This window comes from Streptomyces sp. NPDC049597 (assembly GCF_040675505.1).
In the GTDB taxonomy this organism is placed as follows: Bacteria; Actinomycetota; Actinomycetes; order Streptomycetales; family Streptomycetaceae; genus Streptomyces.
This window is the reverse complement of the sequence record NZ_JBFAOY010000045.1, coordinates 1-25,199: the sequence shown is the minus strand read 5'-3', so window position 1 is coordinate 25,199 and position 25,199 is coordinate 1. Positions and strand designations below refer to the sequence as shown.

Here is a 25,199-nt window from a genome sequence, read left to right as displayed (position 1 = left end):
GGGGCGAACCGGGACCGGAGGACTGCGGTTATCCTGCGGCGGTGCCGGTCCGAGGGACCGGCTCGACCAGGACGACGCGTTCACCTTGATGCCGTGCCCCGGTGAACGGCACGGCAGGAGACGGAGCCTTGATGGACCCCCAGCACTTCCGGCGGATCACGGCGTTCGTGGAGGCGCGGCTCACCCCGCTCTTCGACGCCGCGACGGGCAGTACGCACGGCTTCGGGATGGACGACACCTCCCGTGCCCTGCGCGCCCTGCGCGCCACCGTGCTCGCCGCCTCGGCGGTGGAGGGGGTCTTCGAGCAGCGTGATCGGGCCGACGGGGAGATCCGGCAGATCGCCGACCAGGCGCTGGCCCACAACTGGGACGTGCTGCGGCGCATCGCGAGGAACTGGGAGGACCACCCGGACTTCCTGCGCGAGTTCAAGCGCGACTCCTGGGAGTTCGACGACGAGCCCGCGCCCGCGGCCGCCGCGGAGATCTGAGCCGCCGGGCCGGCCGCCGGCCCTTCGGGGTCAGCGGCCGGCCATCGGCACCAGTCGTGCGGCGGCCTGTGCCCTCGCCGCTTCCAGCAGGGCGAGCAGCACCGACTTGCTGGACTCGCGGTCGCGTACGTCGCACAGGATGACCGGCGTGGTGGGTTCGAGGGCGAGGGCGTCACGCACCTGCCGGCTCGTGCAGTCCCGCCTGCCGTCGAAGCAGTTGACGCCGACCGCGAAGGGGATGTTGCGCTCCTCGAAGAAGTCCACCGAGGCGAAGGAGGCGTCGAGCCGCCGGGTGTCGGCGAGCACCACGGCGCCCAGCGCGCCGAGCGCCAGGTCGTCCCACATGAACCAGAAGCGGTCCTGCCCGGGCGTGCCGAACAGGTAGAGCACCAGCTCCGGGGAGACGGTGATCCGGCCGAAGTCCATGGCCACCGTGGTGGCGTACTTGCCCTCCACGCCTGCCAGGTCGTCGATGCCCCGGCTGACCTCGGTGATGCGTTCCTCGGTCTCCAGCGGCGGAACCTCGCTCACCGAGCCCACCATCGTGGTCTTGCCCACGCCGAAGCCGCCCGCGATCAGGATCTTCAGTGCCGTCGGCATGATCGGCTCAGAGCTGGCGGATAGCATCCATCACCCTTTCGATGAGTTCCACGCTCGGTTTGTCCGTCTCCGACGGCGGGGCCTGGACCAGGATCAGCGCGGAGTTGAGCAGATCCCCGCAGAGGACCTTCACCACGCTGACCGGCAGGTCGAGGTGGGCAGCGATCTCGGCGACGGCCACGGCGCGGTCCCGGCACAGTGCCAGGATCTCGGCCGCCTCCGGCTCCAGCGGCTCATGTCCGGCGTCGTCCGGGGACCGTGTGACGACGAGCGTGATCAGCGCGAAGCTGTGCTGGCTGTGGCGGGTGCGCCCGCCGGTGATGGCGTACGGCCGGACGTGACGTCCGGCCTGCCCTTCGTCGAACCACGGCGCTTCAGGCATCCTGGATGTGACCGTGGAAGGAGTTCTGCACGCGCGGCGCGGCACTGAGGTACTTGCCGACCTTCTTGACGAGCGTGCCCATCTCGAAGGCCATCATGCCGACGTCCACTTCCTCGGAGGCGATGGCCGCCAGCCGCGCTCCGCGGCCCGCGGCGGTGACGAAGAGGAACGCCCTGTCCATCTGGATGACCGTCTGCTGGACCTCACCCCCGTGGAAGTGCCGGGCAGCCCCGCGGGCGAGGCTGTGCATGCCCGATCCGACAGCGGACAGGTGCTCGGCGTCGTCCCTGCCGAGATCCTTCGACTTGCCGATGAGGAGGCCGTCCCCGGACAGCACGATGGCGCAGCGGATCTCCGGGATCTGGTCCACGAGGCTGTCCAGTAGCCAGTCCAGCTGCGGAGCGGCTTGTACCTGATCAGTCATTGCTGAATGTTCCCTCACAGTTAGTTGGCGCCGTGGTCACGCGAGTCCGCCTGACCATCGGCACCAGCCGACTTGTCCGTCTCGGTGATCCGCGCCCGCTTCATCCCCTGCTGGATGGCCATCATGGCGCGGGCCGAGTCACCTGGCGAGAGACCGCCGGTCTCCTCCTCGTCGCCCCGTGCCTTGGCCTCGGCCTCCGCCTGCGCCGCTTCCTTGCGCAACTGCTGCGCCAGGCTCGCTCCCTTGGTCCGCTGGGGAAGGATGCGAGGGGTCGTCAGGGGCCGGGACGGTTCCTGCTCGCGCTCGTAGGCGGCGGGTTCGTACGCCGCCGGCTCGTAGGCGGCGGGCTCGTAGGCAGCCGGCTCGTACCCCGTCGGCTCGTAGGCGGCGGGCTCCCGTCGCGTCGCGTCGGGGTCCGGATGCTCCTGGGGAGGCGTCCACTCCGCCGGCGTCGGGGGCTGTGCGGCGGCCGAATGAGCTGATGTGGGCGGCAACAGACCCGCACCTCCGTACTCGGGATACCCGTGCTGATCCACGTGCCGCGGCGCGAGCGCGGGGGCCGTACCGCCGCCCGGCGCAGTGCCGTTCGTGACCGCGTTGAGCACGACCGTGTCGCCGCCAGGCGCGTCGGTCGCGGCCGGCCGGCGCGGCTCCAGCCGCTCCGGCTCGTTCGCCGAGGCCGCTGTCTTGAGCTGCTCCAGGAGCGGGGAGTCGTGCTCCTCCAGCAGCGCCGTCGGGACGAGCACGATGGCGAGGGTGCCGCCGTAGACGGACTCGCGCAGCTCCACCTTGATCTTGTGGCGCTCGGCGAGCCGGGCGACCACGAAGTGTCCGAGGCGGGGATCCTCGCCCAGCGACAACATGTCGAGCTTGGGCGGGTGCAGGAGAAGGTGGTTGGCGCGGGCGCGGTGCTCCTCCGGCATCCCGAGGCCGTGGTCCTCGATGTGCAGGGCCAGGCCCCGGGCGACCTTCGTGGCGCTGACGTACACCTGGGTGTCCGGCGGGGAGAAGCTCGTGCCGTTCTCGATGAGTTCGGCGAGCAGGTGGGTGACGTCGGCGACGGCCCGCCCGGCGAGGGACACCTGCCGGCCCGGGGGCAGGTTCTTCACCTTGACCCGGGTGTACTGCTCCGTCTCCGCCACGGCGCTGCGCATCACGTCGGTGATGGAGACGGGGGTGGTCATACGGCGGGTGGGCGGGGATCCGCCGAGGATGACGAGGTTCTCCGAATGCCGCCGCACACGGGTCGCGAGGTGGTCGACCTTGAAGATGTCCTTCAGCAGGTCCGAGTCCTCGTGCTTGCGCTCGAGGTCGTCCAGCAGGGAGATGAGCCGGTGGATCAGGATCTGCGTGCGGCGGATGAGCTGGGCGAACACCCTTTCCGTGCCCTCGCGGCCGCGGGACTGGTGGGCGACGGTCTCCACGGCGGTGATCGCCAGGCGGTCGATCGCCGCTTCGAGCCGTCCCAGGTCGTCGTCGGGCTGGTCCGCCAAGGGCAGGAGTTCGGCGGGGTCGACCCGCTCTCCGCGCTCGAGCCGGGCGAGGAGTTCGGGCAGCCGGGTGCCCGCGAGGTCCTCGGTCTTGCGGTGGAGCCGGGAGAGCCGGTCGGCCAGTGCGCGCCGCGCGCGCAGAGCCGGGACCCCGAGGGCGGCCAGACCGGCCAGCGTGGCGAGGGAACCGAGTACCAGGCCCAGCACGAGGTCGTCGGCCTGGTCCTCAGCGGTCCCGGCCACGTGTCCGAGGGAGTCCGAGTCCAGCGTCTGCAGTCCCTCGACAACGGTGTCGGCGGCCTCGGGCCATTCGGTGGCCGACTTCGGCAGTCCGGTGTCCCGGCCGCCCGCCACCTCGTCCTCGATCGACACCAGCTGCGTCCAGAGCGGCCCTTCGGTCAGCCTCGCATAGGCGTCGGCCTGACTCGGGGGCAGATCACCGGTGTTGAGGTCGGCGAGCGCCTCACGCCGAATCGCCGTGTACTGGCCGAACCGGGCGCGGGTCGCGGCGTCCAGGCGGCCCGAGGGCAGAGCGCCGGCGAGCAGTGCGTCCTCGCGGGAGAGCATCTCCGTGAGCCGCACGAGGGACGACGTGGCCGCGGCCGCGTGGGCGACGCTTCCGTCGTCGGTCCGGGTGGCCGCGGTGACGAGAGCGGTGGCTTCGGCGATGGTGTCCGTGAAGTAGGTGAAGGCGTCGTCGCCGCCGAGGCTGCGGTCGTCGATCGCCGTACGGCGATCGGACAGCGCGTCCAGGGATGTGTCCAGGCGGCCGGCCCGGTCCTTCGACGACGTGGTGTCCAGACCCGAGGGCGACAGCCGGCGGTACTCCCGCACGGCGAGGTCGGTTCGCCCGCGGGCGCTGTCCAGGGCGGTACGAGCGGCGCTGGTACGGGCAGCCTGCCACGCGGCGGTGAGGCGGCGCTCGTCCTGGAGCCGGGACAGCACGTCGTGCGCGGGCTGCCCCGCGGAGGTGACGCGTTCCGACTCGTCACGCAGCTGAATCTGCTCGTCCACCAGCCCGGTCGCCGTGTAGCCCCACACTCCGGTGAGGAGCACCGCCGGAACGGCGAGGGAGAGGGCGAACGGAAGTCGAATCGATCTGCGCGGAGTGGACCTGTGACTGGTCCGCCGGTCGCGGGTGCCTGGCATCTGATTCCTCGTACGACAGCGAAACACTGATGGTAGTTAGGGACCGTCCAAAAGAAATGCTCAAGTACCCCTTGCGCGTGTCATCTTGACAAATGATCAGCCGGAGTCGGCGGGCCGTTGAACCGTACCAGGATCATGGCGCACCGTCACACGTGTGCTCGGGTTGTGAAACACCCTGCGCAGGCCCGTCACAACAGGGCGAGCAGCTTGGGGGTGTAAAGGGCGCTGACGGTCTCAATTCCGGCCACCATGTCGAAATAGATGGAGGTCAGGTCCTCATCCCTCTCCACCGCACGCAGAAGGGACAGTCGCTGCTCGTGCGGGGCCAGTTGGGCCACCGCTAGCGTGGACTCGTAGCCCGGTACGAGGGCGGCGTCCCGGTCCTCGGCGTAGTCCCGGAGCGCTCGGTCGAGCCGGAGCGGGTCGCCGCCGAGCAGGTCGCCCACGCGCCGCACCAGGGTCTCCGCCTGGAGGAACGCGTCGCTGATCCCACGGGCGGTGATGGAGTCCTTGTGGTGTCCGGCGTCGCCCACCAGCGCCCAGCCGGGGCCGGTGGCCTGCCGGAAGAAGTTCCGCTGGTCGCCTGTGCCGCGCAGTCGCTCGATGCGGCGCTTGCCGTCGATCCTGTCGTAGAGCGCGGGCGCGGTGGCGCGTATCTGGTCCAGGTAGGCGCTGCGGGCGTCGGTGCGGACCTCCTCGAACCGGGACTGCGGGAAGTAGGTCAGGACGAGCGTGGCTCCGTCGTTGGTGGGGACGGCGGCGACCCAGCTCCGCGGATTCTCGTACAGTTCGAGGGTGGCCGGAACGTCCTGCCAGTACCCGTAGTAGGCGCAGGTCAGCCGGGCGTCCTGCACGGTGTAGCGCGCACGGCTGAGCCGGGCGACCGTGGAGCGCATGCCGTCGGCGCCGATCACGAGGCGGGCCCGCTCCGTGAAGGTGCGGGCGCCGTGCCTGCCCTCCACACCGACGACGCGACCGGTGTCGTCGTACAGCAGGCCGGTCACGGAGCACCGGTCGCGGAATTCGGCACCGGCGGCGACGGCCGCGTCCACGAGGATCGCGTCGAGGACGTGGCGGCGCGGGGCGTAGCCGGCGCGCTGCCCCTCCACGCCCCGGGCGCAGCCCTCCAGCCGGATGTCCGCCACCTCGTAGACCGCGTGGTCCAGGGGCGGGCAGCCGGAGGCCCGGACGGTCTCCAGCAGGCCCCAGCGGGCGAGTGCCGCGACGCCCGGCTGGTGGATGAGGTGGGTCGAGAGGGTGTCGGAGGGGAAGGACGCCCGGTCGAGGACGAGGACCCGGTAGCCCGCGCGCGCGAGCAGCATGGCAGTGGGAGCTCCGGCGCAACGCGCGCCTACCACAATGGCGTCGAACATGAGCAGTGCCTCACAGACATCGGTGCCGGGTGGGAGCCGCGAGGCCGCCTCGGGGGCGGACTCGGGCGACAGCTCCGGACGGGGGACGAAGGCGCCCTCTCGTGAGCGGACGGGGGCGGACAAGGTGGCCGTGGGTCAGTGACCGTGCCCGAGTTCGGCGAGCAGGGCCTTGCGGTCGATCTTGCCGTTCGCGTTGAGCGGCAGTTGTCCGAGGACGGTGATCCGGCTCGGCACCATGTACGGCGGCAGCCGGTCGCCCAGCCCCGCGTACAGCCGCTCGGGAACGCAGTCGTCGCCGCTGACCGCGGCCTTGAGCTCCGGCTCGCCGTCGGGCGCCGGGACGGCGAGCACGACCGCGTCGCGCACACCGGGCTGCTCCCTCAGCATCGCCTCGATCTCGCCGAGTTCGATCCGGTGACCGCGGATCTTGACCTGGTGGTCCGTCCGTCCCAGGTGGACGAGGTGCCCGTCCTGGACGGTGGCGCGGTCCCCGGTGCGGTACCAGTACCGCTCGGGCGGCACGGCCGCGTTGTCGTGGAGGACGGCCTCACCGCCGTCCCGCACGTCTGAGCTGTCCTCGAAGGGCACGAACCGGCCGGTGTTGTTGGCCGGTTCCAGGTATCCGGGGAACCGCTGGGGGCCGCGGACGCACAGCTCGCCGGTGTCGGCGGGCCTGCCGTCCTCGTCCAGCAGCAGGAGGTCCAGGGACGGGTGGCAGGTGCCGATCGGCACGGTCCCGTTGGGCGTGGCGGGCCAGTCCGCCGGGTCGCGGGACAGCCGGAAAGCGGTGCAGGAGACGGTGAGTTCGGTCGGGCCGTAGAGCACCTCCAGCGTGCTCCCGGGCGCCGCCGCCTGCCACTCCCGCGCCGCCGCGCGGTGCAGCGGCTCACCGCCGAACACGCTCCAGCGCAGGGTCGGCATGCTGCCGGGCCTCAGTGTGCCCAGCCGTGAGGCGAAGGTGATCAGCGACGGCACGGAGAACCAGTGCGTCAGCCGCTGGGCGTTGACCGTCTTCACCGGTGACATGAGCTGGCTGCGCTGCTGCACGACGAGTGTGCCGCCGGACGCCCAGGCGACGAACAGGTCGTGCACGGAGCCGTCGAAGGTGAGGTCGAAGGTCTGCGAGAGCCGGCTGCCCGGCCCGACGTCGTAGCGGGTGGTCAGGTGGCCGAGGTAGGCGGACAGGTTGCGGTGCAGGATCGGCACTCCCTTGGGCGTGCCCGTCGACCCGGAGGTGAAGATGAGGTAGGCGACGTCGTCCGGGTCCGGTTCCCGGTGCGCGTGCTCGGGCGGCGGCCCCGCCCTCAGGGCGTCCAGCTCCTCGGCGTCCACGACGAGCAGGGGGATCCCGGGGTCGGCGGACTCGGCGCCCGAGGCGTCGGCCACGGCCAGGTCGAGGCCCGCGGCCTTGACGATGTCGGCGGTGCGGGCCCGGGGGTGCTCGGGGTTGAGGGGAACGACGGCCGCCCCGGTCCGCAGGATGGCGAGATATCCGGCGTACGCCGTCACCGAGCGGCCGGCCAGCAGCCCCACGCTCCGGGGCGCGTCGCCACCGTTGGCCTCGACCAGCCGGGCCGCGAGCCGTTCCGCGACCTCGCGCAGGTCTGCGTAGGTCAGTCGTTCCTCTCCCACCTCCAGGGCGACGCAGTCATGGCCGAAGGCGGCGGCCGAGCGGGCGAACCACTCGTACGCGGTCTGGGGAGTGCTCATGAGGTGGCCGCCTCCAGGGCGTGGATCCACGAGCGCAGCGCGCCCACCGTGCGCAGCCGCGCGAAGTCCTCGGGATCGACCTCGCGGCCCGTCCTCTTCGACAGCTCGACGATGAGCCGCAGCTTCGCCAGCGAGTCGATGCCTATGTCGGCGAGCACGGAGTCGTCGTCGAAGGGAACACGGGCGTGCTCGCGCAGCACCCAGGCGGTGAGGTCCTCGTCCGTCTCCTCCCGCTCCTCGCCGAACCAGTACCGCTTGGTCTGCCAGGGGTAGCGGGGCAGCGGGACGAAGCGCCCCTCCTTCCCGAACACCTCGTCCCAGTCCACCGGCAGGCCGTCGCGATAGCGGTCGGCGGCCGCGGCCAGGTTCTCGGGGACGCCGTCCGGCCGGATCTCCCCTTCGGGCCTGCCGAGCGCGGCCGCCATCTCCTCGTGGGACGCACCGATGACGGCCCGGCGGTGTCCGTGATGCACGCGGCGGGTGGCCGCGCTGTAGCAGATGTCGCGCAGGGGGTGGGCGCCGCCCTGGCCGCCCGGGCCGAGGTAGGCGGCGTAGGCGAGGGTCAGGGCGTCGAGTGCGGCGGGTGTCCGGGCGGAGAACGCCAGCACGTACGGCGTGCCGTCGGCGGCCGCGGCGGGGTCGGCGGGGCGGGGGTCGGCCTGCCGGATCACCACGTGGGCGTTGAGGGCGGAGGAGCCCTGCCCGGAGATCCCCGCGACGGCCGGGCGGCCGAGGTCGGGCAGGTCGTGGAGCTTGCGGGGTATCAGCAGCGGCAGTTCGTCCCAGGCGACCGCGGGGTTCGCGGTGGTGACGTGCAGGCTGGGCGGGACCTGGCCGTGCTCCAGGCAGAGCACGGCCTTGATCAGTCCGGCCATGCCGCCGGCGGCTTCCGCGTGGCCGATGTTGGTCTTGACCGAGCCGACGAGCAGGGGCCGGTCGGCGGGCCTGCCCTCCCCCAGCACCTCGCCGAGCGCGTTGATCTCCAGCGGGTCCAGTGCGGGTGAGCCGGACCCGTGCGCCTCGACGTAGTCGACGTCGGCCGGGTTCACCCCGGCGTCCTCGTAGGCCCAGCGGAGCGTCTCGACCTGCCCCGTCAGGGAAGGGGTCAGCAGCGAGTCGCCGGTGCGGCCGTCGTTGCCGATGGCGCTGCCCTGGATGACGGCGCGGATGCGGTCGCCGTCGGCCAGCGCGTCGGCCAGGGGCTTGAGCACCACGACGGCCACCGCGTCGCTCGGGGCGTGGCCGTCGGCGTTCGCGTCGCCGAACTTGCTGCGGCCGTCGGCCGCGAGGGCGCCGGCCTGGGTCATCATCACGCTCTCGTCGGGGCGCAGTGCCAGGTTCACCCCTGCCGCGATCGCCAGGGGGCTCTCCCGCGCGCGCAGGCTCTGTACGGCGCTGTGCACGGCGGCCAGGGAGGAGGAGCACGCGGTGTCCACCACGACGCTGGGGCCGCGCAGGTCGAGGACGTAGGACAGGCGGGCCGGCAGCAGCGAGCGGTAGTTGTTGAACTGCGACGGCGTCGCGGCCTCCAGGCCCTTGCGGAACCTCATCTCCAGGTAGTCGGAGCGAGCGTTGCCCACGAACACGCCGGTGCGGCTGCCGGCCAGTTCGTCGGGCCTGCGGCCGGCGTCCTCCAGGGCCTCCCAGGCCGTCATCAGCAGCAGCCGTTGCTGCGGGTCGAGCTCCACCGCCTCGGTGGCGGACATGTCGAAGAACTCCGCGTCGAAGTCCGCCACATGATCGACGTAGCCGGCGCGGCGGCTGCCGACCCTGCCCGGTTCCGGGCGGGCGGAGTAGAGGGCGTCGACGTCGTAGCGTTCAGGTGGGGTCTCGCTCGTGACGTCCACCCCGTCACGCAGCAGTTCCCACAGTTCGTCGGTCCCCGACGCGCCGGGGAGCCGGCACGCCATGCCGATCACCGCCACCGACCGTGCGTCCACGTCCGACCTGTTCATCAGAACACTCCTTCGATGCTTCCCGATGTCGTTGCGGGAGGGGGCTCTTCACGTCGCTCCGGAGGCTTCCGGAGACGGCGGGCGCTTCCGGGCGGCGGTGCGGCCGCGCGCGGAAGGTCCGGCATCCGGGCACTGCGGCCGGGTCGCACCGGCAAGCGACCCTGACATGGTGATGCGCGGCCCGCGGGCACCGCTGTCTTCAGCCTGTCGTGGTGGCTCACGACCAGGCGCAACTTCCGCCCGTGGGCGGTGAGGACCGCGCCGACGACGCGGCCGTGGAGTGTTCTTCGGCATCGTGCAGAGCACCACGCCCGACCGGGCGCGCTCGCCCGTGCCTGGGGCGGCAGTGAGCCCGCAGCCCGAACCGCATGACCCACCGCGCTGTACCCCTCCCTGCGATCACCCGATACGCCGACCGCATGCCTACCCACGGCATGATTGTCATATGTCAAACCGCTTCGGCTCGTTCCGGTTCGTGGATTGGCGTGAAGTGATCGTCCGGGCCTGGAACCTTACCCGGTTTGGACCGAAATCCCGGTTCCACCTGGCCATGGAACCGCGACGCCCGACGCCGCCGGACGTGCGCGGCAGCCGTCAGGCGCCTCCAGCGGGACAGAAAATGATTCCGGTGCGGCGATGCGTAGGGCCGGAATCTGGTTACATCTGGCTCATGGATCCCCTGACATCTGATCAGAACGGTCGCGAAGCGGAACAGCGCAAGCTCCGGCTGCAGGTTCTCGGCCTCAACAGCGTTGAGGCGGAAGCGACGTTCGACCGTGTGGCCCGCCTTGCCGCCGCCTTCACCCAGGCCCCCCTCGCCATGGTCAACTTCATCAACGACGAGCGGCAGATGTTCCGTGGCATGTACGTCCCGCCGTCCTCTCCCGACGACCACACGGCCGGCGAGGGCCGCGGTATCGTCTTCGACCTCAGCGACATAGCCCGCGAAGCACCCAGTGACTACGGCTTCTGCCCCCACGTGGTGGCCCAGGGTTCCCAACTGGCCCTGGACGACGTGTTCGACTACCCGCGGTTCCGCGGCAACCCCCTGGTCAACGACATGGGAGTGCGCTCCTATCTCGGCACGCCCCTGCGGGACCACACCGGCATGATCCTCGGCACCGTGTGCGTGGCCGACGTGGTGGCCCGCACGTGGGACCGGAACCTCAAGGAGGGCATGCAGGAACTCACCCAGACCCTGCTGTCCGAGTTCAGACTGCGTGACAGTCTGCTCGCCCAACAGCAGGAGCTGTTCGCCGTGTTCGACGGCGCGCCTTTCCCGATCATGCTCACCGAGGGCCCCGAGCACCTGCTGCGCTACGCCAACGGCAAGCAGGGCGCGGCCTTCGGCATGGTTCCCCAGTTCAGCCCGGGACGGCACGTGCTGACCGGACTCGACGCCGTCGGCGTCTTCAACGCGATGGACGAGGCCTTCCACACCGGCCGGACCACCACGCTCCCCCACGCGTCCATCACCACCTACGACTCCCGCGCGCCCCAGGACTTCAGCTTCCTGTGCACCCCGGTGCGCACGTCGCCCCAGGCACCGATCAGTGGTGTCCTGACGGTGGCCATGAACGCCCAGCAGCCGTATCCCGGCGCCGAGCAGCAGGTGTTCGCCGCCAACGTCCAGGAACGGTTCGAGCAGCTCGGCGCGGCCGGCTTCGGCGGTCCGATCCCCGGGCAGCAGGGTGGAGGCGCCCACTACTCCCGGTGAACCACGGGTGTCGCGCGCAGGTTCCCGGCCTCGTCCATGCGGCCGGGAACGAACGTCCGCGTCCGCGTTCGTACGGGGGTCAGGGCCGCCGGGCGTGGGCGCCGGGCGTGCAGCCGAAGGCGCGGCGGAAGACGTCGATGAACGCGCTGGCGGAGGACCATCCGCAGCGGTGGGCGACCGTGGTGACCGGCACGTCGTCGGCCGGCATCCGCAGGGCGTGGTAGAGGCGCAGCCGCGTGCGCCATTGCGGGAAGGTCATGCCGAGTTCGCGGCGGAAAAGCCGGCTGAGGGTGCGCTCCCCGGCTCCCACCGCCACTCCCAGGGCGGACAGGGTGCGCGGGTCCGCCGGGTCGTCGTGCAGGAGGTCGCAGACCGCCGCAAGGCGGGGGTCGGTGGGAGAGGGCAGCTGGACGCTGCTGGGGCGAGGCGCGCAACTGGTCGAGGACGACCGCGCGCAGGCGCCGGCGCTCGGGAGCGCCGGCCTGGGGGCCGCGGGTCCACGCGAGGATCAGTCCCGCAGCAGGGGGCTGACGCTCAGCGCACCGGGCGTATGCAGGCCGAGCGGGTTGGTGCGGGCGCAGTCCCAGCGGGTGCAACTCCAGGCGTCCGTACGCGCGGTGGGCGTGGACGCAGCCGGCGGGGATCCAGATGGCGCGGGTGCCGGGGGCGAACCACGTTCCGGCATCGGTGGTGACGGCCACGACCCCGGTACCCGCGAGCCCGGGACCCCCGAGTCCGCGACCGCGTCGCGCCGTCGGCCCCTGCCGTCATGACCTGCGCGTATGGCGGTCCGTGACCGTTCGAGGTGCGCGGCCGACGGTCCGCTGTTTCGCTGGTCCGGCCCGCTCTTCCCGTTCACATGAGGAGTGATCATGAGCGCAGCAGACAAGTCCCGTGGCAATGAGCAGCAACTGCGTCGGCAGGCCCGCGAGATCGAGCAGGCCGCCGAGCGCGCGACCGACCCGCAGGAGCGTCAGCGCCTGCAGGACAAGGCGCGCCGACTGCGTGAGCAGGCCGGCGGGCGCGAGGAACGGAGTCCGAGGGACCTCGACCCCATGATGTGAGCCTGTCACGGGCCTGCCTGCGGCGGCCTGCGCGTGTCCCCGGACGCGCGTGTGAGAAGGCCGCCGCGGCAACTACAGGGGCCGGGTGCCGCTTTCGGCGGCGTCCGGCCCCTGTCGCTGTCGCTGAACCGGCCGGAGTCGGCACCGCAGCCGACGGATCGGCCGCGTTCAGCGCTGGTAGAGGCCGACGAGGGTGCCGCTCGCCAGCGCCTGCTGGTCCACCGCCGCGTGGACGTCGTCGGCGGTCGCGCCGCCGGGCAGGGAGACCGGGGCGGCAAGCGCGTAGATCCGGAAGAGGTACCGGTGGGCCTTGTCGCCGACGGGCGGCCGAGGCCCTCCCCAGCCTGGCTCGCGCCAGCCGGTCGGCAGCTCCTGCCCGCCAGGTGGCGTCTGTCCGGCCTCGACGCCCTCGCTCGTGGGGTCGATGCCCGTCACCAGCCAGTGCACGAAGGTTCCCGAGGGTGCGTCGGGGTCCTCGCACAGCAGCAGCAGTTCGGTGGCGCCTTCCGGGACTCCGGACCAGGACAGGGCGGGCGAGACGTCGTCACCGTCCTTCGTGCAGCGGCGCGGGATGTACGCGCCGTCGTCGAAGGCGTCACTCCTGAGTTCGATTCCAGCCATGGAAGCGTCGTACCCGGTCACCGTGCGGCTCTGCGGGACGGCCACCGATATGCACGCGACTGGCGCAGCGACGGCCCGGGGCGTGTGTGGGGGCCGAGGTGTCCTCGGCGCCGCGCCGCCGCCCTGTGCCTCACCACGCACGACGACCGCGCACAGGTCCCACCCCAACCACCCGTCGGCGCAGACCTGTCGGTACGCTGGACCCACTGTTTTGAACTCGTTCAAAAGGGGGAGCGCGTCATGCCCGAGTCAACAACGCCCGACCAGTCCGACACACCCGCCGTCGCCCTGGGCCCCACCTCACTCGCCCTCGGCACCTTCTCCGCCGTCAGTGGGTGGGTGCCCGTGTTCGCGGCGCTTCCTTTCGCGGTCCTCGCCGCGGGCCTCGCCGTCACTCTCGGCGCGGCCGGCATCCACTACGCCGCCCGCCACCGCATCGGCCGCCTGTGGACCGCCGTCGCCGGAACAGTCCTCGGCGCCGTCGGACTCGCCGTCACCGTCGGCCTCGGATGGTCACTCGCCTAGGGCCACCGGCGGGACGGGCATGGGAGGGCGTGTCGACCCGGGTGGGCGCGATCGCGGCCCCCTTTCGGGTGGCACGGCGCGTGCCTCGTGATGGCCCCGCGGGGCCGTGGAAGGGATTCCCGCTGGGCGTCGGCCCGGGCCTCCGTGCCGGTCCGCAGCAGGACGGCACGGTCGGCCCAGGTCACCGGGCGCAGACGATTGGAAGGAGAGCCCCAAGTGGGACACGGCGGCAACGTGATCAACGAACTGACGCAGGATCACCGCGAAGTGGACTCGCTGTTCGCTCAGATCCAGGCCCACACAGCAGCCGATCAGCACCGACGTGATCTGGTGGACCAGTTGACCATCGAGCTCGTCCGCCATGCGATCGCCGAGGAGCAGCACCTGTACCCGACGGTGCGCCGCTACGTCGACGACGGGGACGACATGGCGGACAAGGAGATCGCCGACCACGCCGAGGTCGAGCGTCTGCTGAAGGAACTGGAAGGGTGCGAGCCGGGAGACGAACGGTTCGACATGCTGCTCGCCCGGCTGCGGTCGGCGGTCACCGAGCACGTCAAGGACGAGGAGGAACGGCTCTTCCCCTTGCTGGAGGAGGTCTGCTCGGCGCAGGCCCTCGAGGAGCTGGGCCAGCGGGTGCGCTCGGCGAAGGAGAAGGCCCCGACCCGCCCGCACCCCTCCGCCCCGGACACCCCGCCGGCCAACAAGATCCTCGCGCCAGGTGTCGGGATGGTCGACCGGGTGCGCGACATGCTGGCCGGCCGCGGCACGCGGAGCTGACCGGCACAAGGGGTGGCCGGGACGCACCTCTCCCGGCCACCCCTGCCATGCCGTCAGTCCACGTCACTCCTCCTGTTCCTCGTCCTCGCGCTCTCCCTCCGCCTGCGACGGCGTCGTGCGCGGAACGTCCTTCCCGTGCTCCTCCTGGATCTCGCCGCTGTCGTCGGTTCCCTCTGCCTGAGAGGGGGTCTGCTCGGTCATGGTTCTCCTCCCTGGCCCGCCCGCGAACCGGCGTGGACACCCGCACGACGTCACGACGGCTTCAGCGGATCGTGTCCGATGCTCATCAGGCTCCGGCGCCACTCGTCACCACCCGCTCTCGGATCCAGCTCCGGCGGCCGCTGGGACCTGACGATGTCGCAGACCCTCCGCATGACCCGCACGTCGTCCTCGGTGAGGTCGGTGCGGCGCTTGCCCAGGACGTCGAGGACCCTTCGCCCCGTCGGACGGCCGCTCTTGTCGGGCAGTTCCTCGGTCTGTTCGCCCGCGGCATCGACGCTCAACCACTCCCGCAGCTCTCGGGATGTCATGTTGACGACCCTGTGGAACTCGTCCCACAGTTCCGCGCTCACCTGTGCTGATGCCGCCACAGCACGCCTCCTCGCTGCGCAGGTGCGTACGAACGCGTGCCGGGTTCCCGGCCGGCCCACCGGGAAACCACCACGGGACGTCGCGGTGCCCGGTTCACCGGGCCCGTTCACGACCACGTCTCCAGAAGCCGGATCCGTTTCTCCACGCGGGCGGGGGCCCTGTGACGGCGGGCCAGCGCCGCGGGCAGCCGTCGCGCGGTGTCGACCAGCGCGCTGCGGGCCCGTGGATCCTTACGGGCGTCCAGCGCCACCTCCGCGGACTGGACGAGAGCCCGTCGCAGCGGTCGGCGCAGCCACGCCGTGAGCAGGGCGTTGCGCCGCATCCGGGCCATCCGGCCCGGGCGGGGCAGCCCGTCGGGATCGTGCCGGGCGACGACGCCGGGGCAGTGTGCGACTCCCCAGCCGCGCGCTTGGAGATCGATGGCGAGCAGTTGCTCCTCACCGCCGATCTCGAGCAGCGGATGGAACCCTCCCACCTCCAGGAACGCCGTCCGTCGCACCACGGCCGCACACGCGAGGAAGCCGAGCACCGAAGGCCCCGGCAGATCCGGTTCCCGGCCCAGCGGCGAGTTGCTCATCGCGGCGTTCAGCGGGTCGGGGCGGCGCTCGGGCCCCACGAGGGTCGCGGCGGCCAGCAGCCCGAGCCGTGGATGCGAGTCGAAGAGGTCGGCGGCGCGGGCGAGGGCGCCGGGCTCCCACCACGAGTCGTCGTCGCTGAACGCGACGTACGGGGTGGCGAGGGACGCGGCCCCGTACGTACGTCCGGCGGCGGCCAGATTGCGGCCGGGCGTCAAAAGGCGCACGCCGGGGTGCCGGGCGCGCACCGCGTCCGCGGTGCCGTCCGTGGATCCGTTGTCCACCACGGCGACCGGTGGGCGCTCGGGGAGCCGGGCCAGCCGGTCCAGGGTGCGGAGCAGGCTCGTGCACCGGTTACGCGTGATCACGACGACGCCGACCCGCGGGGGGCCCGCCGGCGGCGGCTCGCTCCCTCGCTCCTCGGGCCCCACACCGTCACCCCTTTCGTCGGCTCCTTCGATTCCGTTTCGCCGCCATGGGTACCTCCTCATAGGCCGCGCCATTCGGCGGACGCGCGGGGAATGCCGTTTCCGGGACGCCACGGGACGGTGAAACGGACAGCAGCAAGGAGTGATTCACCCCTATGAGCTCCCCCGACGAATTGCCCGTCCTGCGTACTCTCGAGGAACTGACCGGCCTCGTCGAGCGGCGCGGGAGCATGTACGTGCGCTGGTCGCGCGGCCCCGCGATCGATCTGAAATCGCTGTCCAGCACCGACGACCTCACCGGAGTACCGCTGCCGGGCCTGTCCGCGAATTCCCTCGACGTCGAGCCGTGGTGGGACAACCGTCCGGTGAGGGTGTGGGTGGCCCGACGCCTGTACGACTACGCGCACCTGCCGCGCGACAAGGGGCCCGGAGTCCATCCGTGGGCGCTGCGGGGCCAGGAGGCCGGCCGCGGCCCCGACAACGAGCCGCTGGTCCAGGACATCGAGCCGGTCGGCTGGATCGACGCCCGGGTGATCGAGGAGGCGGCCGAGGAAGTCGCCCGGCAGGAAGGCGGCTGGGGCCCTTTGCGGCGCGAAGGCCGCTAGCTCGGTCACGGAAATCAGAGGGGACGTTCGGCTCCGGAAAGCGGGGGTACCCGTCGCCGCATGAACGTGAACCCCATCGAAATGCAGAAAGCCCTCGGCGGGGTGAACTATCCCGCCAGCAAGAAGGACATCGTCGACACGGCGAAGAGCCACGGCGCCAGCAAGGAAATCAAGCGGGCGCTGTCGTCCCTGCCGGAAAAGGAGTACGACTCTCCAGCAGCCGTGACCAAGGAAGTCAGCAAGGGATCGTGACCGGGGCCGCTCGGCCCTGACCGCGGAATGCCGCCTCAGGCGGCCGGCGCGGAGTACGGCTCCAGCCGGTCCAGCAGCTGGGCGCGGTGGAGTGCGGCTATGGGCGCGAGCAGGTCCGGATGACGCAAGAGAGCGGCGGCTCGGCGGTCTCGTTCATCGGGCGTGACCAGACGACGGAACTCGACCGGCGAGCCGTTGGCGTGCTCGCATCCGCCGAGTGCGGCCACGGCCGCCCCGGCCAGTCGGGGTGTGCTGAGCAGGCAGGCCGCCCAGCTCGCCACCACTTCGTCCACCCAGGTCCGCCACGCGCTCTCGCCCGCGGCGTCGTCGGAGGGGTCGGGGTCCTCCGCGTCGTCGGCGCCCGTGATCCAGTCCAGCCGCCCCGAGCCACCGGGCCCGGCCACCGCGACGAGCGCGGCGTCCATCGCCGTCGGATAGCGCAGCCAGGCCGCCACGGTGACCGCCTGACGCGCCTGCGTCTCCGCCAGAGCACTGTCCAGCGCGCCCCCGTCCGACGGGTAGGCGCGGGTCAGCCACTGGGCGGTCGCCGCGATGAGCGGGGAAAGAGCTGCGAGCACTGGCCGGGCCGTCCGAATCCGGGGGGAGACATGGGGAGAGCGCGGCCACACGCTACCTTTCGGGGCTCCGCCCGCACATGGCCCACGTCACGGGCCCCGACGTGGCGTCCGACACAACGAAAGAGCAAGGTCACAGCGAGGAGCGACGACATGGCGCACGGCCAGGACGTGATCGCGGAACTGATCACCGACCACAGGGAGGTCGAGGAGCTGTTCACCAACATCGAGGAGCTGCCGTCCGGTGACAGCGAGCGGAAGCGGTACGCGGACCAGGTGACCATGGAACTGGTCCGGCATTCGGTCGCGGAGGAGGCGTACCTGTACCCCGCGGTCCGCAAGCACGTTCCCGGCGGAGCGGAACTCGCCGACCGCGAGCTGGCGGACCATGCCGCGGCCGAGCGGGTCATGAAGGACCTGGAGAGCTGTGAGGCGGACGACTCGCAGTTCGACATGCTGATCGCGACGCTGATGTCGGAGATCAGGACGCATGTCACGGACGAGGAGACCAAGCTCTTCCCCCGGCTGCGGGAAGCGTGCCCGCCGCAGATGCTGAGCGATCTGGGCGACAAGGTCCGTCAGGCCAAGAGGTCGGCGCCGACCCGCCCGCACCCCTACGCACCCGACAAGCCGCCGGCCAACAAGCTGCTCGCCCCCGGCGTCGGGCTCGTGGACCGGATGCGCGACGCGCTCTCCGGCCGGGGCGAGCACACCTGAGACACCCCGGTGCCCGCCGCCCGATCCGGGTGCCGGGCGTCGGGACGGCCCCGGGCGGCGGGCGCACGTTACGGGCCCACCACCGCGGGCACCCGTACCCGGTCACCTCGACAGATCCGCCGCCGGTCCGCCACCGGACACGGCGCGTCAAGGAGGAACACGACATGACGACCGCACGAGAGATCATGACGGGCGGTGCCGAGTGCATCGGTGCCGAGGAGACCGTGCTCCTGGCCGCTCAGAAGATGAAGGAGCTGGGAGTCGGGGCACTGCCGATCTGCGGCACCGACAACAAGCTCAAGGGCATGCTCACCGACCGCGACATCGTGGTGAAGGTTCTCGGCGCCGGGAAGGACCCCGCCCAGTGCAAGGCCGGGGAGCTGGCCCAGGGCGAGGTCGTGACCATCAGCGCGGACGCCAACGCCGACGAGATCCTGCGCACCATGAGCCGGCACAAGGTGCGCCGGCTGCCGGTGCTGGAGGGACACCGGCTGGTCGGCATGGTCGCCCAGGCCGATGTCGCGCGCAGTCTGCCCGATCCGCAGGTCGGTGACCTGGTCGCGGCGCTGTCCACCGACTAGCCCGTCGGCTCCGGACTCATCCGGCCCGATCCGGCTCGGGGGGGTTCAGGCGGCGTCGGGTCCGTTCGTACGCGGCTCGGCCGCCCGGCCCCCCGCCCCCAGCAGGCTCCCCGTCGGCTGCCCCTCCGCCGTGACGCGGCGCACCGGGACGCCGGAGAACCTGACCACGCCGGCGGGAAGCAGGGGCCGGGCGTACCGCACGCCCCTGAGCCACGGCTGCACGTACACGGCGGGTCTGCGGCGCTCGACGCCCCGTACGAGGCGTTCGGCGGAAGGCCCCACGTCGTACGTCCGGGAGGCGGGCCAGGGAAGCCGGGCGCGCAGTTCCCGCAGCGGGGTGGGAGGCGGCGCCTCCTCGCGGATCATCTCCGTGTCCGTCCAGCTGAGATAGGCGACGCCCACGCCCACGCCGCGGTGGGCGACCTCCGCCCGCAGGCTGTGCGCGAACGCCTCGGCTCCCGCCTTGGAGGCGCAGTAGGCCGACATCATCGGAGCCGGCCCGAGGGCCGCGAGAGACGTGATCTGCAGGTAGTACCCCTGGGTGGCGAGCAGGTCGGGCAGGAAGGCCCGTGCCGTGTTGGCGCTGCCGACCAGGTTCACCTCGACGACGCGCCGCCAGGCCGCCGGCGACATGTCCTCGAAGGGGCCGGCCGCGGCGACCCCGGCGTTGGCGATCACCGCCGAGGGCGGCCCGAGCCGCTCCCGTACGAGTTCGGCGGTGAGCGACATCGCCGCGTCGTCCCCGACGTCGACGGGCCAGTGGTGCGCCCGGTCTCCCAGCCGGTCCGCGAGGCGGGCCAGCCGGTCCGGTTCGAGGCCGAGGAGGGCCAGGCGCGCGCCGCGCCGGGCCAGTGCCCCCGCCATGGCCTCCCCCAAGCCCCGCGCCGCGCCGGTGACGACCACGACGCGGCCGTCGAGGGGTGAGTTCCGGTGCATCGCCTGCCTCCTCGCGTGGATGCGGGTGCACGGTGCACGGTGCGCGGTGCGCGGGAGCCCCGTCCGGCTCCACCGTAACGAGCGCATCCCGCCGCGGCGCGGGCGGCGAGCGCGGCGCGCGGCCGTGAACAGGCCGCGGCGGCGGCACCGGCCTAGGCTGGACGGGTGTGGCCGTGACCGGACACGACGAGTTCCTGGAGGGCTCATGGCGGTACGACACCAGCTGATCCACCGGACTCCCGAGCAGGTCTGGGCCGTGCTGTCCGACGGCGACCGCTACGGGGACTGGGTGATCGGACCGTCCCAGTCGTCGGAGCAGGACGGCAACTGGCCCGAGGAGGGCACCTGCATCGCGTACACCGTCAAACTGGGGCCCTGGCAGGCGGAAGGCCGCACCGTCGTGCGGTACTGCGAACCGCCCGAGCGCCTCGAACTGGAGGCGTACAGCGGGCCCTTGGGCACCGCGAGAATCGCGATCGAGGTGAAGCCCTGGGGCGAGGACACCCTCGTGATCCTCGACGAGCACCCGTTGCGCGGGGCGGGTGGACGGCTTCACAACGCGGCGTTCGACGCGCTGCAGCAGTTGCGGCACCGCAGCATGCTCCGGCGGTTCGCCGAGGCGGTCGAGCAGTCCGTGCCCTCGGGCGCGCACTGATCCGGGCCCTGCCCGGATCAGGCTGCCTGCCCGAGGCGGACGCCCCGACCAGGGAGGCACAGTCATGCCGGACGCCGTGGTGATCGGCGCGGGCCCCAACGGGCTGGTCGCGGCGAACCTGCTCGCCGACGCCGGCTGGAGCGTGGAGGTGCTGGAGGCCCAGGCGCAGCCGGGCGGCGCCGTCCGCAGTGACCGAGGGGTCCTGCCGGGCTACGTCCACGACGTGTTCAGCGCCTTCTACCCGCTGGCGGCCGCCTCCCCCGTTCTCGCGGCCCTCGACCTCGGGCGGGAGGGTCTTCGCTGGTCGCACGCGCCGAGCGTGCTCGCCCATCCCCTGCCCGACGGCCGCTGTGCCGTGCTGGAGCGCGGCCCCGCGGACACCGCGCGGTCTCTCGACGCCTTCGCCGCGGGCGACGGAGAGGCGTGGACGCGGCTGTGCGGGGTGTGGCAGCGGCTCGGCCCGGACATCGTCGACGCGCTGTTCACCCCGTTCCCGCCGGTACGGGCGGCGGCCCGCCTCGGCCTGCGCGTACGGGCGGCGGGCGGGCTGCGGCTGGCGAGGATGATGACGCTGCCGGTACGACGGCTGGGCGAGGAGGAGTTCGCCGGGGAGGGCGGCCGGCTGCTCCTCGCGGGCAACGCGCTGCACGCGGATCTCGCCCCGGAAGCGGCGGGCAGCGGCGGCTACGGCTGGCTCATGTCCATGCTCGGCCAGCATGTCGGCTTCCCCGTGCCCGTGGGCGGCGCCTCGGCTCTGCCCGACGCGCTGGTGGCCCGGCTCCGGCGCCTCGGTGGCACGGTGCGCTGCGGGCAGGAGGTGGTCGAGGTGGTCGTACGCGGCGGGCGCGCCGTCGCCGTACGGACGGCCGGCGGTGAGAGCGTACCGGCGAGGCGTGCGGTGCTCGCGGACGTCTCGGCTCCCGCGCTGTACGGCCGGCTGGTGGACGCCCGGCACCTGCCCTCGCAACTGCTGGCGGGGCTGCGCCGGTTCCAGTGGGACTTCGCCACCTTCAAGCTGGACTGGGCCCTCGACCGGCCGGTGCCGTGGACCGCCCGCGGGGCCGTGTCCGCGGGGACGGTGCATCTGGCCGACGGCGTCGACGGCTTGACGCGGTTCGCCGCCCACCTGGCCACGGGGCACGTGCCCGAGGAGCCCTTCGTCCTCTTCGGCCAGATGACCACGGCGGACGCCGGCCGCTCCCCGCCGGGTACGGAGTCGGCCTGGGCGTACACGCACGTGCCGCACGTCGTCCGCGGCGATGCGGGGGACGCGGGCATCACGGGCGCGTGGGACCGCCGGGAGCAGGAGGCGATGGCCGACCGCGTGGAGGCGCAGGTGGAACGCTACGCGCCGGGCTTCCGTGCCGCGATCCGGGCGCGCCGCGTCCTGGCGCCGCCGACGCTGGAGACGCTGGACGCCAATCTGCACGGCGGTGCCATCAACGGCGGGACGGCCGCCATGCACCAGCAGCTCGTGTTCCGGCCCGTCCCGGGCACCGGGCGCCCCGAGACGCCGGTCAGGGGCCTGTATCTCGCCTCCGCCTCGGCCCACCCCGGCGGCGGCGTGCACGGCGCGCCGGGCGCCAACGCCGCCCGTGCCGCACTGCGCACGTGGTCGCCGCACGCGCTGCTGACCCGGGCGCAGCGTTCGCTCAACCGCCGCGGCTGCCGCGGCAGCTGACCCTCCGCATGCCGGGAGCCGCGTTTCACGGGCGGGCGCGGTGGTACCCGCAGCGCGTCAGGCGCCGCCGCACGCAGGAGCGGGGCGAGACACCGCCCGCAGGACCGGCGCCGAGACACCCGGGAAGACGCCCACCCGCAGCAGTGAGAGGGGAACCGACGTGGCCACCAAGGTCTCCGACTACATCCTGGAGCGGCTGCGCGCATGGGACGTGACGCACGTCTTCGCGTACGCCGGTGACGGCATCAACGGCCTGCTCGCCGCCTGGGGTCGCGCGGACGACCGCCCCAGGTTCATCCAGTCGCGCCACGAGGAGATGTCCGCCCTGCAGGCCGTCGGGTACGCGAAGTTCTCCGGCAAGGTGGGTGTGTGCGCGGCTACTTCGGGACCCGGCGCCATCCATCTGCTCAACGGTCTCTACGACGCGAAGCTCGACCACGTGCCGCTCGTGGCGATCGTCGGGCAGACCAACCGCAGCGCCATGGGCGGCTCCTACCAGCAGGAGGTGGACCTCGCCTCGCTGTACAAGGACGTGGCCTCCGACTACTGCGAGACGGTCACCGTTCCCGAGCAGTTGCCCAATGTGCTCGACCGGGCCGTGCGCACCGCGTACGCCCGGCGCACCGTGACCGCGGTCATCGTCCCGGCCGACGTGCAGGAGCTCGAACACACCCCGCCGCAGCACGCCTTCAAGATGGTCCCCTCCAGCCTGGGCATCGGCAGCTACGCGCCCGTGCCGGCGGACGAGGACCTCGAACGGGCCGCCGAGGTGCTCAACTCCGGTGAGAAGGTGGCCGTTCTGATCGGTCAGGGCGCGCGCGGGGCGCGCGCCGAGGTGGAGCGGCTGGCGGACGTGCTCGGGGCGGGGGTCGCCAAGGCGCTGCTGGGCAAGGACGCGCTGTCCGACGACCTGCCGTACGTCACCGGCTCGATCGGGCTGCTCGGCACCCGCCCCTCGTACGAGATGATGCGGGACTGCGACACCCTGCTGATGATCGGCTCCAGCTTCCCGTACACGCAGTTCATGCCGGAGCTCGACCAGGCGCGCGGGGTGCAGATCGACATCGACCCGCACATGATCGGGCTGCGCTACCCGTTCGAGGTGAACCTCGTCGGCGACTCACGCGAGACGCTGCGGCGGCTGCTGCCCCGCCTGCACCGCAAGGAGAGCCGTGCCTGGCGGGACGAGATCGAGATGAACGTCGCCCGCTGGTGGGAGGTCATGCAGCGCAGGGCCACCGTCGACGCGGACCCGGTCAACCCCGAGTACGTGGTGCACGCCCTGGACGGGCTGCTGCCCGACGACGTGATCGTCACCGCGGACTCCGGTTCGGCCGCCAACTGGTACGCGCGCCATCTGCGCCTGCGCGGGCGGATGCGCGGCTCGCTGTCCGGCACACTGGCCACCATGGGCCCGGGTGTGCCGTACGCGATCGGCGCGAAGTTCGCCCACCCGGACCGCCCGGCAATCGCCCTGGTCGGCGACGGGGCGATGCAGATGAACGGCATGATGGAGATGGTCACGGCCGCCAAGTACCGGCACGAGTGGTCCGACCCCCGCCTCGTCGTGGCCGTCCTCAACAACCAGGATCTCAACCAGGTCACCTGGGAGATGCGGGCGATGTCCGGGGCACCGCAGTTCGAGGAGTCCCAGCACATCCCCGATCTGCCCTACGCAGAGATCGCGCGGCGCATCGGCCTCGACGGCGTACGCGTCGAGAAGCCGAAGCACGTCGAGGCGGCCTGGAAGCAGGCCCTCGCCGCCGACCGGCCCTTCGTCATCGACTTCCTGACGGATCCGGCCGTTCCACCCGTACCGCCGCACGCCTCGCTCGACCAGATCGAGGCCGCGGCCGCGGCGATCTGGCACGGCGACAGCGACCGGGCGTCCGTGCTCCGGCAGGGTTTCAAGGCGAAGGTGCAGGAACTGCTGCCGGGCACGCGGCACCGCGGCGACCGGCCCGGTTGAGCGGCGTCGAAGAACACGCAGCCCGGCGGACCGTCCCCCTGCCCTGACGTGCGGGCGCGTGGGTCCCACCGGATGGAGGACGGCCAAAGGCCGGTGAGCGGACCGGACTCCGGCCGTCATCCGTGCGGGGCGGCGCCCGCAGGCCGGTTCAACCGGCGTCGGGCTCGCGATCGCCCTTGGGGCGCGGCCGCGCCCGGTCCGCGGGCCACGGCTGCGCCACGGGCATGCCGATCATCTCCAGGGCACACCGGTGCCCCCGCGGCGCGGTCGACACAACGCGGCGGCCGCGTACCGCGGGCGTGTCACACGGCGGCCCCGGTCGGCTCGTCGGCTGCGGGCGGGCCGGTGACGGACACCTGGGCGGGGCGCAGGAGCCGTTCGCCGACGCGGTAGCCGTGGCGCAGCACCGCCGTGCAGACGGGCCGGGGGACGGCGACGGACGCGGTGTACGTGAGCGCTTCGTGTGCCGTGGGGTCGAAGAACTCTCCCGGTTCGCCGACGGACTGGAGGCCCAGCGCGGCCAGCCGGTTCCCGAGGACGCGCGCGACGGCTTCCGTCCCCGGGTCGTCCCCCTGCGCGCGTGCCTCGTCGACGGCGTCGAGCACCGGCAGCAGGCCCGTGAGGACGTTGACCACGGCGATCTCCCGTACCGCCAGCCGGTCGCGCCGCACCCGCTTGCGGTAGTTGTCGTACTCCGCCTTCAGCCGCTGGAGATCGGCGGTCAGTTCGGCGAGCCGGGCCCGCAACTGCTCGGCCTCCGTCCGGGGGCCGCCGCTCCCGGTGTCGCGCGGAGGCTCCCGGTTCATCCGGTGTCTCCCTTCGCCTCGTCGTCGACGATCTCCGCGTCGACGACGTCCTCCTCGCCGGGGCCCGCCTTGGTTCCCGACGCGCCGCCGCCGGCGGTGCCGCCACCGCCGCCGTCGGCCTGGGCCTGCGCGTAGAGCGCACTGCCGATCTTCTGGGCGGCGGCGGTGGCCTTCTCGGTGGCCGAACGGATCGCCGCGGTGTCCTCGCCCTTGAGTGCTTCCTTGACCTCGCCCAGGGCCGCCTCCGTCTCGGACCGCACATCCTCGGGGATCTTGTCGCGGTTCTCCCTCAGCAGCTTGTCGGTCTGGTAGACGAGACTTTCGGCCTGGTTGCGGGTCTCGGCGGCCTCGCGGCGGCGGTGGTCCTCCTCCGCGTACTGCTCGGCGTCGCGCACCATGCGGTCGATGTCCTGCTTGGGCAGGGAGGAGCCGCCGGTGACGGTCATCTTCTGCTGCTTGCCCGTGCCCAGGTCCTTGGCGGTCACGTGCATGATGCCGTTGGCGTCGATGTCGAAGGAGACCTCGATCTGCGGGACGCCGCGCGGGGCCG

At 72.3% G+C, this 25,199-nt stretch carries 27 protein-coding genes and 1 pseudogene; 12 read left to right on the top strand and 16 right to left on the bottom strand.

The window, feature by feature from the left end:
* The first annotated feature begins 131 nt into the window (after window positions 1-131).
* Window positions 132-488 carry a hypothetical protein gene (locus tag AB0K02_RS31085; RefSeq protein ID WP_365995930.1) on the top strand — a complete coding sequence of 119 codons (357 nt, stop codon included), beginning with the start codon at window positions 132-134 and terminating at the stop codon, window positions 486-488.
* Window positions 489-518: 30 nt separating this feature from the next.
* Here AB0K02_RS31085 and AB0K02_RS31080 read toward each other — a convergent pair whose 3' ends face one another.
* The 7 genes from AB0K02_RS31080 to AB0K02_RS31050 form a co-directional block, all read right to left on the bottom strand.
* Complete coding sequence (locus AB0K02_RS31080; protein ID WP_365995928.1) at window positions 519-1,115, bottom strand: ATP/GTP-binding protein; 597 nt, start codon at window positions 1,113-1,115, stop codon at window positions 519-521.
* Window positions 1,096-1,470, bottom strand: a complete 375-nt coding sequence (locus AB0K02_RS31075) for a DUF742 domain-containing protein (protein WP_365995927.1) — start codon at window positions 1,468-1,470, stop codon at window positions 1,096-1,098. Before AB0K02_RS31075 ends, AB0K02_RS31080 begins: the two co-directional genes overlap by 20 nt.
* Window positions 1,463-1,894, bottom strand: a complete 432-nt coding sequence (locus AB0K02_RS31070) for a roadblock/LC7 domain-containing protein (RefSeq protein WP_365995926.1) — start codon at window positions 1,892-1,894, stop codon at window positions 1,463-1,465. The genes AB0K02_RS31075 and AB0K02_RS31070 overlap by 8 nt, the downstream gene beginning before the upstream one ends.
* A 20-nt stretch (window positions 1,895-1,914) precedes the next feature.
* A complete protein-coding gene (locus AB0K02_RS31065; protein WP_365995924.1) occupies window positions 1,915-4,533 on the bottom strand; it encodes a nitrate- and nitrite sensing domain-containing protein in 2,619 nt (872 codons plus the stop codon).
* A 188-nt stretch (window positions 4,534-4,721) separates the two neighbouring features.
* Window positions 4,722-5,906 carry an NAD(P)/FAD-dependent oxidoreductase gene (locus tag AB0K02_RS31060; RefSeq protein ID WP_365995923.1) on the bottom strand — a complete coding sequence of 395 codons (1,185 nt, stop codon included), beginning with the start codon at window positions 5,904-5,906 and terminating at the stop codon, window positions 4,722-4,724.
* Between the two features lie 135 nt (window positions 5,907-6,041).
* Window positions 6,042-7,616, bottom strand: a complete 1,575-nt coding sequence (locus AB0K02_RS31055) for an amino acid adenylation domain-containing protein (protein WP_365995922.1) — start codon at window positions 7,614-7,616, stop codon at window positions 6,042-6,044.
* Window positions 7,613-9,571, bottom strand: coding sequence for a beta-ketoacyl synthase N-terminal-like domain-containing protein (locus AB0K02_RS31050; RefSeq protein ID WP_365995921.1), 1,959 nt, complete (start codon window positions 9,569-9,571; stop codon window positions 7,613-7,615). The genes AB0K02_RS31055 and AB0K02_RS31050 overlap by 4 nt, the downstream gene beginning before the upstream one ends.
* Window positions 9,572-10,241: 670 nt before the next feature.
* Here AB0K02_RS31050 and AB0K02_RS31045 point away from each other — a divergent pair.
* Complete coding sequence (locus AB0K02_RS31045) at window positions 10,242-11,288, top strand: GAF domain-containing protein (protein WP_365995919.1); 1,047 nt, start codon at window positions 10,242-10,244, stop codon at window positions 11,286-11,288.
* Window positions 11,289-11,367: 79 nt separating this feature from the next.
* On the opposite strand, the pseudogene AB0K02_RS31040 reads toward AB0K02_RS31045, so the two are convergent.
* A pseudogene (locus AB0K02_RS31040) lies at window positions 11,368-12,004 on the bottom strand (AraC family transcriptional regulator); the annotation flags it as partial.
* Window positions 12,005-12,160: 156 nt separating this feature from the next.
* Between AB0K02_RS31040 and AB0K02_RS31035 the strand changes: the two are divergent.
* On the top strand, window positions 12,161-12,352 hold the full coding sequence (locus AB0K02_RS31035; protein WP_365995918.1) for a DUF6381 family protein: 192 nt from the start codon (window positions 12,161-12,163) through the stop codon (window positions 12,350-12,352).
* Between the two features lie 168 nt (window positions 12,353-12,520).
* Here the strand turns inward: AB0K02_RS31035 and AB0K02_RS31030 are convergent, their stop codons facing one another.
* Complete coding sequence (locus tag AB0K02_RS31030; protein ID WP_365995917.1) at window positions 12,521-12,973, bottom strand: YbhB/YbcL family Raf kinase inhibitor-like protein; 453 nt, start codon at window positions 12,971-12,973, stop codon at window positions 12,521-12,523.
* Between the two features lie 240 nt (window positions 12,974-13,213).
* On the opposite strand from AB0K02_RS31030, the gene AB0K02_RS31025 reads away from it, so the two are divergent.
* A complete protein-coding gene (locus AB0K02_RS31025) occupies window positions 13,214-13,498 on the top strand; it encodes a hypothetical protein (RefSeq protein WP_365995916.1) in 285 nt (94 codons plus the stop codon).
* Between the two features lie 216 nt (window positions 13,499-13,714).
* On the top strand, window positions 13,715-14,278 hold the full coding sequence (locus AB0K02_RS31020; RefSeq protein WP_365995915.1) for a hemerythrin domain-containing protein: 564 nt from the start codon (window positions 13,715-13,717) through the stop codon (window positions 14,276-14,278).
* Between the two features lie 63 nt (window positions 14,279-14,341).
* On the opposite strand, the gene AB0K02_RS31015 is transcribed toward AB0K02_RS31020, so the two are convergent.
* The 3 genes from AB0K02_RS31015 to AB0K02_RS31005 form a co-directional block, all read right to left on the bottom strand.
* Window positions 14,342-14,479, bottom strand: coding sequence for a hypothetical protein (locus AB0K02_RS31015; protein WP_365995914.1), 138 nt, complete (start codon window positions 14,477-14,479; stop codon window positions 14,342-14,344).
* A gap of 50 nt (window positions 14,480-14,529) precedes the next feature.
* Window positions 14,530-14,868 carry a DUF3140 domain-containing protein gene (locus AB0K02_RS31010; protein WP_365995913.1) on the bottom strand — a complete coding sequence of 113 codons (339 nt, stop codon included), beginning with the start codon at window positions 14,866-14,868 and terminating at the stop codon, window positions 14,530-14,532.
* Window positions 14,869-14,975: 107 nt separating this feature from the next.
* On the bottom strand, window positions 14,976-15,875 hold the full coding sequence (locus tag AB0K02_RS31005) for a glycosyltransferase (protein ID WP_365995912.1): 900 nt from the start codon (window positions 15,873-15,875) through the stop codon (window positions 14,976-14,978).
* A gap of 152 nt (window positions 15,876-16,027) precedes the next feature.
* On the opposite strand from AB0K02_RS31005, the gene AB0K02_RS31000 reads away from it, so the two are divergent.
* A complete protein-coding gene (locus AB0K02_RS31000) occupies window positions 16,028-16,477 on the top strand; it encodes a DUF6098 family protein (RefSeq protein WP_365995910.1) in 450 nt (149 codons plus the stop codon).
* Between the two features lie 60 nt (window positions 16,478-16,537).
* Window positions 16,538-16,729: a DUF2795 domain-containing protein gene (locus tag AB0K02_RS30995; protein WP_365995909.1), complete on the top strand. Its 192-nt coding sequence runs from the start codon at window positions 16,538-16,540 to the stop codon at window positions 16,727-16,729.
* Window positions 16,730-16,764: 35 nt separating this feature from the next.
* Here the strand turns inward: AB0K02_RS30995 and AB0K02_RS30990 are convergent, their stop codons facing one another.
* Window positions 16,765-17,307 (bottom strand): hypothetical protein, encoded by a 543-nt coding sequence (locus AB0K02_RS30990; RefSeq protein ID WP_365995908.1) that lies wholly within the window; start codon window positions 17,305-17,307, stop codon window positions 16,765-16,767.
* Window positions 17,308-17,457: 150 nt separating this feature from the next.
* On the opposite strand from AB0K02_RS30990, the gene AB0K02_RS30985 reads away from it, so the two are divergent.
* Together AB0K02_RS30985 and AB0K02_RS30980 are read left to right on the top strand one after the other, a co-directional pair.
* Window positions 17,458-18,021, top strand: coding sequence for a hemerythrin domain-containing protein (locus AB0K02_RS30985; RefSeq protein ID WP_365995907.1), 564 nt, complete (start codon window positions 17,458-17,460; stop codon window positions 18,019-18,021).
* Window positions 18,022-18,185: 164 nt separating this feature from the next.
* Window positions 18,186-18,602 (top strand): CBS domain-containing protein, encoded by a 417-nt coding sequence (locus tag AB0K02_RS30980; RefSeq protein ID WP_365995906.1) that lies wholly within the window; start codon window positions 18,186-18,188, stop codon window positions 18,600-18,602.
* A 45-nt stretch (window positions 18,603-18,647) separates the two neighbouring features.
* On the opposite strand, the gene AB0K02_RS30975 is transcribed toward AB0K02_RS30980, so the two are convergent.
* A complete protein-coding gene (locus AB0K02_RS30975) occupies window positions 18,648-19,538 on the bottom strand; it encodes an SDR family oxidoreductase (RefSeq protein WP_365995905.1) in 891 nt (296 codons plus the stop codon).
* A gap of 205 nt (window positions 19,539-19,743) precedes the next feature.
* On the opposite strand from AB0K02_RS30975, the gene AB0K02_RS30970 reads away from it, so the two are divergent.
* The 3 genes from AB0K02_RS30970 to AB0K02_RS30960 all read left to right on the top strand — a co-directional run bounded on the left by AB0K02_RS30970 (window position 19,744) and on the right by AB0K02_RS30960 (window position 23,843).
* On the top strand, window positions 19,744-20,193 hold the full coding sequence (locus AB0K02_RS30970; RefSeq protein WP_365995904.1) for an SRPBCC family protein: 450 nt from the start codon (window positions 19,744-19,746) through the stop codon (window positions 20,191-20,193).
* A gap of 64 nt (window positions 20,194-20,257) precedes the next feature.
* Entirely contained in the window at window positions 20,258-21,874 is a 1,617-nt protein-coding gene (locus AB0K02_RS30965; RefSeq protein ID WP_365995903.1) for an NAD(P)/FAD-dependent oxidoreductase, read from the top strand.
* Between the two features lie 160 nt (window positions 21,875-22,034).
* Entirely contained in the window at window positions 22,035-23,843 is a 1,809-nt protein-coding gene (locus AB0K02_RS30960; protein ID WP_365995902.1) for a thiamine pyrophosphate-requiring protein, read from the top strand.
* Window positions 23,844-24,145: 302 nt separating this feature from the next.
* On the opposite strand, the gene grpE is transcribed toward AB0K02_RS30960, so the two are convergent.
* A complete protein-coding gene (gene grpE, locus AB0K02_RS30955; protein WP_365995901.1) occupies window positions 24,146-24,649 on the bottom strand; it encodes a nucleotide exchange factor GrpE in 504 nt (167 codons plus the stop codon).
* Window positions 24,646-25,199, bottom strand: a 554-nt coding sequence (locus AB0K02_RS30950) for an Hsp70 family protein (protein WP_365995900.1), incomplete at its 5' end; no start/stop codon positions are given. The genes AB0K02_RS30950 and grpE, both read right to left, overlap by 4 nt.

What these genes read in the sequence shown, in the direction of transcription:
- AB0K02_RS31085 (WP_365995930.1), top strand. Translation starts at nt 132, where the DNA reads ATGGACCCCCAGCACTTCCGGCGGATCACGGCGTTCGTGGAGGCGCGG.
- AB0K02_RS31080 (WP_365995928.1), bottom strand. Translation starts at nt 1,115, where the DNA reads ATGCTATCCGCCAGCTCTGAGCCGATCATGCCGACGGCACTGAAGATC.
- AB0K02_RS31075 (WP_365995927.1), bottom strand. Translation starts at nt 1,470, where the DNA reads ATGCCTGAAGCGCCGTGGTTCGACGAAGGGCAGGCCGGACGTCACGTC.
- AB0K02_RS31070 (WP_365995926.1), bottom strand. Translation starts at nt 1,894, where the DNA reads ATGACTGATCAGGTACAAGCCGCTCCGCAGCTGGACTGGCTACTGGAC.
- AB0K02_RS31065 (WP_365995924.1), bottom strand. Translation starts at nt 4,533, where the DNA reads ATGCCAGGCACCCGCGACCGGCGGACCAGTCACAGGTCCACTCCGCGC.
- AB0K02_RS31060 (WP_365995923.1), bottom strand. Translation starts at nt 5,906, where the DNA reads ATGTTCGACGCCATTGTGGTAGGCGCGCGTTGCGCCGGAGCTCCCACT.
- AB0K02_RS31055 (WP_365995922.1), bottom strand. Translation starts at nt 7,616, where the DNA reads ATGAGCACTCCCCAGACCGCGTACGAGTGGTTCGCCCGCTCGGCCGCC.
- AB0K02_RS31050 (WP_365995921.1), bottom strand. Translation starts at nt 9,571, where the DNA reads ATGAACAGGTCGGACGTGGACGCACGGTCGGTGGCGGTGATCGGCATG.
- AB0K02_RS31045 (WP_365995919.1), top strand. Translation starts at nt 10,242, where the DNA reads ATGGATCCCCTGACATCTGATCAGAACGGTCGCGAAGCGGAACAGCGC.
- AB0K02_RS31035 (WP_365995918.1), top strand. Translation starts at nt 12,161, where the DNA reads ATGAGCGCAGCAGACAAGTCCCGTGGCAATGAGCAGCAACTGCGTCGG.
- AB0K02_RS31030 (WP_365995917.1), bottom strand. Translation starts at nt 12,973, where the DNA reads ATGGCTGGAATCGAACTCAGGAGTGACGCCTTCGACGACGGCGCGTAC.
- AB0K02_RS31025 (WP_365995916.1), top strand. Translation starts at nt 13,214, where the DNA reads ATGCCCGAGTCAACAACGCCCGACCAGTCCGACACACCCGCCGTCGCC.
- AB0K02_RS31015 (WP_365995914.1), bottom strand. Translation starts at nt 14,479, where the DNA reads ATGACCGAGCAGACCCCCTCTCAGGCAGAGGGAACCGACGACAGCGGC.
- AB0K02_RS31000 (WP_365995910.1), top strand. Translation starts at nt 16,028, where the DNA reads ATGAGCTCCCCCGACGAATTGCCCGTCCTGCGTACTCTCGAGGAACTG.
- AB0K02_RS30995 (WP_365995909.1), top strand. Translation starts at nt 16,538, where the DNA reads ATGAACGTGAACCCCATCGAAATGCAGAAAGCCCTCGGCGGGGTGAAC.
- AB0K02_RS30985 (WP_365995907.1), top strand. Translation starts at nt 17,458, where the DNA reads ATGGCGCACGGCCAGGACGTGATCGCGGAACTGATCACCGACCACAGG.
- AB0K02_RS30980 (WP_365995906.1), top strand. Translation starts at nt 18,186, where the DNA reads ATGACGACCGCACGAGAGATCATGACGGGCGGTGCCGAGTGCATCGGT.
- AB0K02_RS30975 (WP_365995905.1), bottom strand. Translation starts at nt 19,538, where the DNA reads ATGCACCGGAACTCACCCCTCGACGGCCGCGTCGTGGTCGTCACCGGC.
- AB0K02_RS30970 (WP_365995904.1), top strand. Translation starts at nt 19,744, where the DNA reads ATGGCGGTACGACACCAGCTGATCCACCGGACTCCCGAGCAGGTCTGG.
- AB0K02_RS30965 (WP_365995903.1), top strand. Translation starts at nt 20,258, where the DNA reads ATGCCGGACGCCGTGGTGATCGGCGCGGGCCCCAACGGGCTGGTCGCG.
- grpE (WP_365995901.1), bottom strand. Translation starts at nt 24,649, where the DNA reads ATGAACCGGGAGCCTCCGCGCGACACCGGGAGCGGCGGCCCCCGGACG.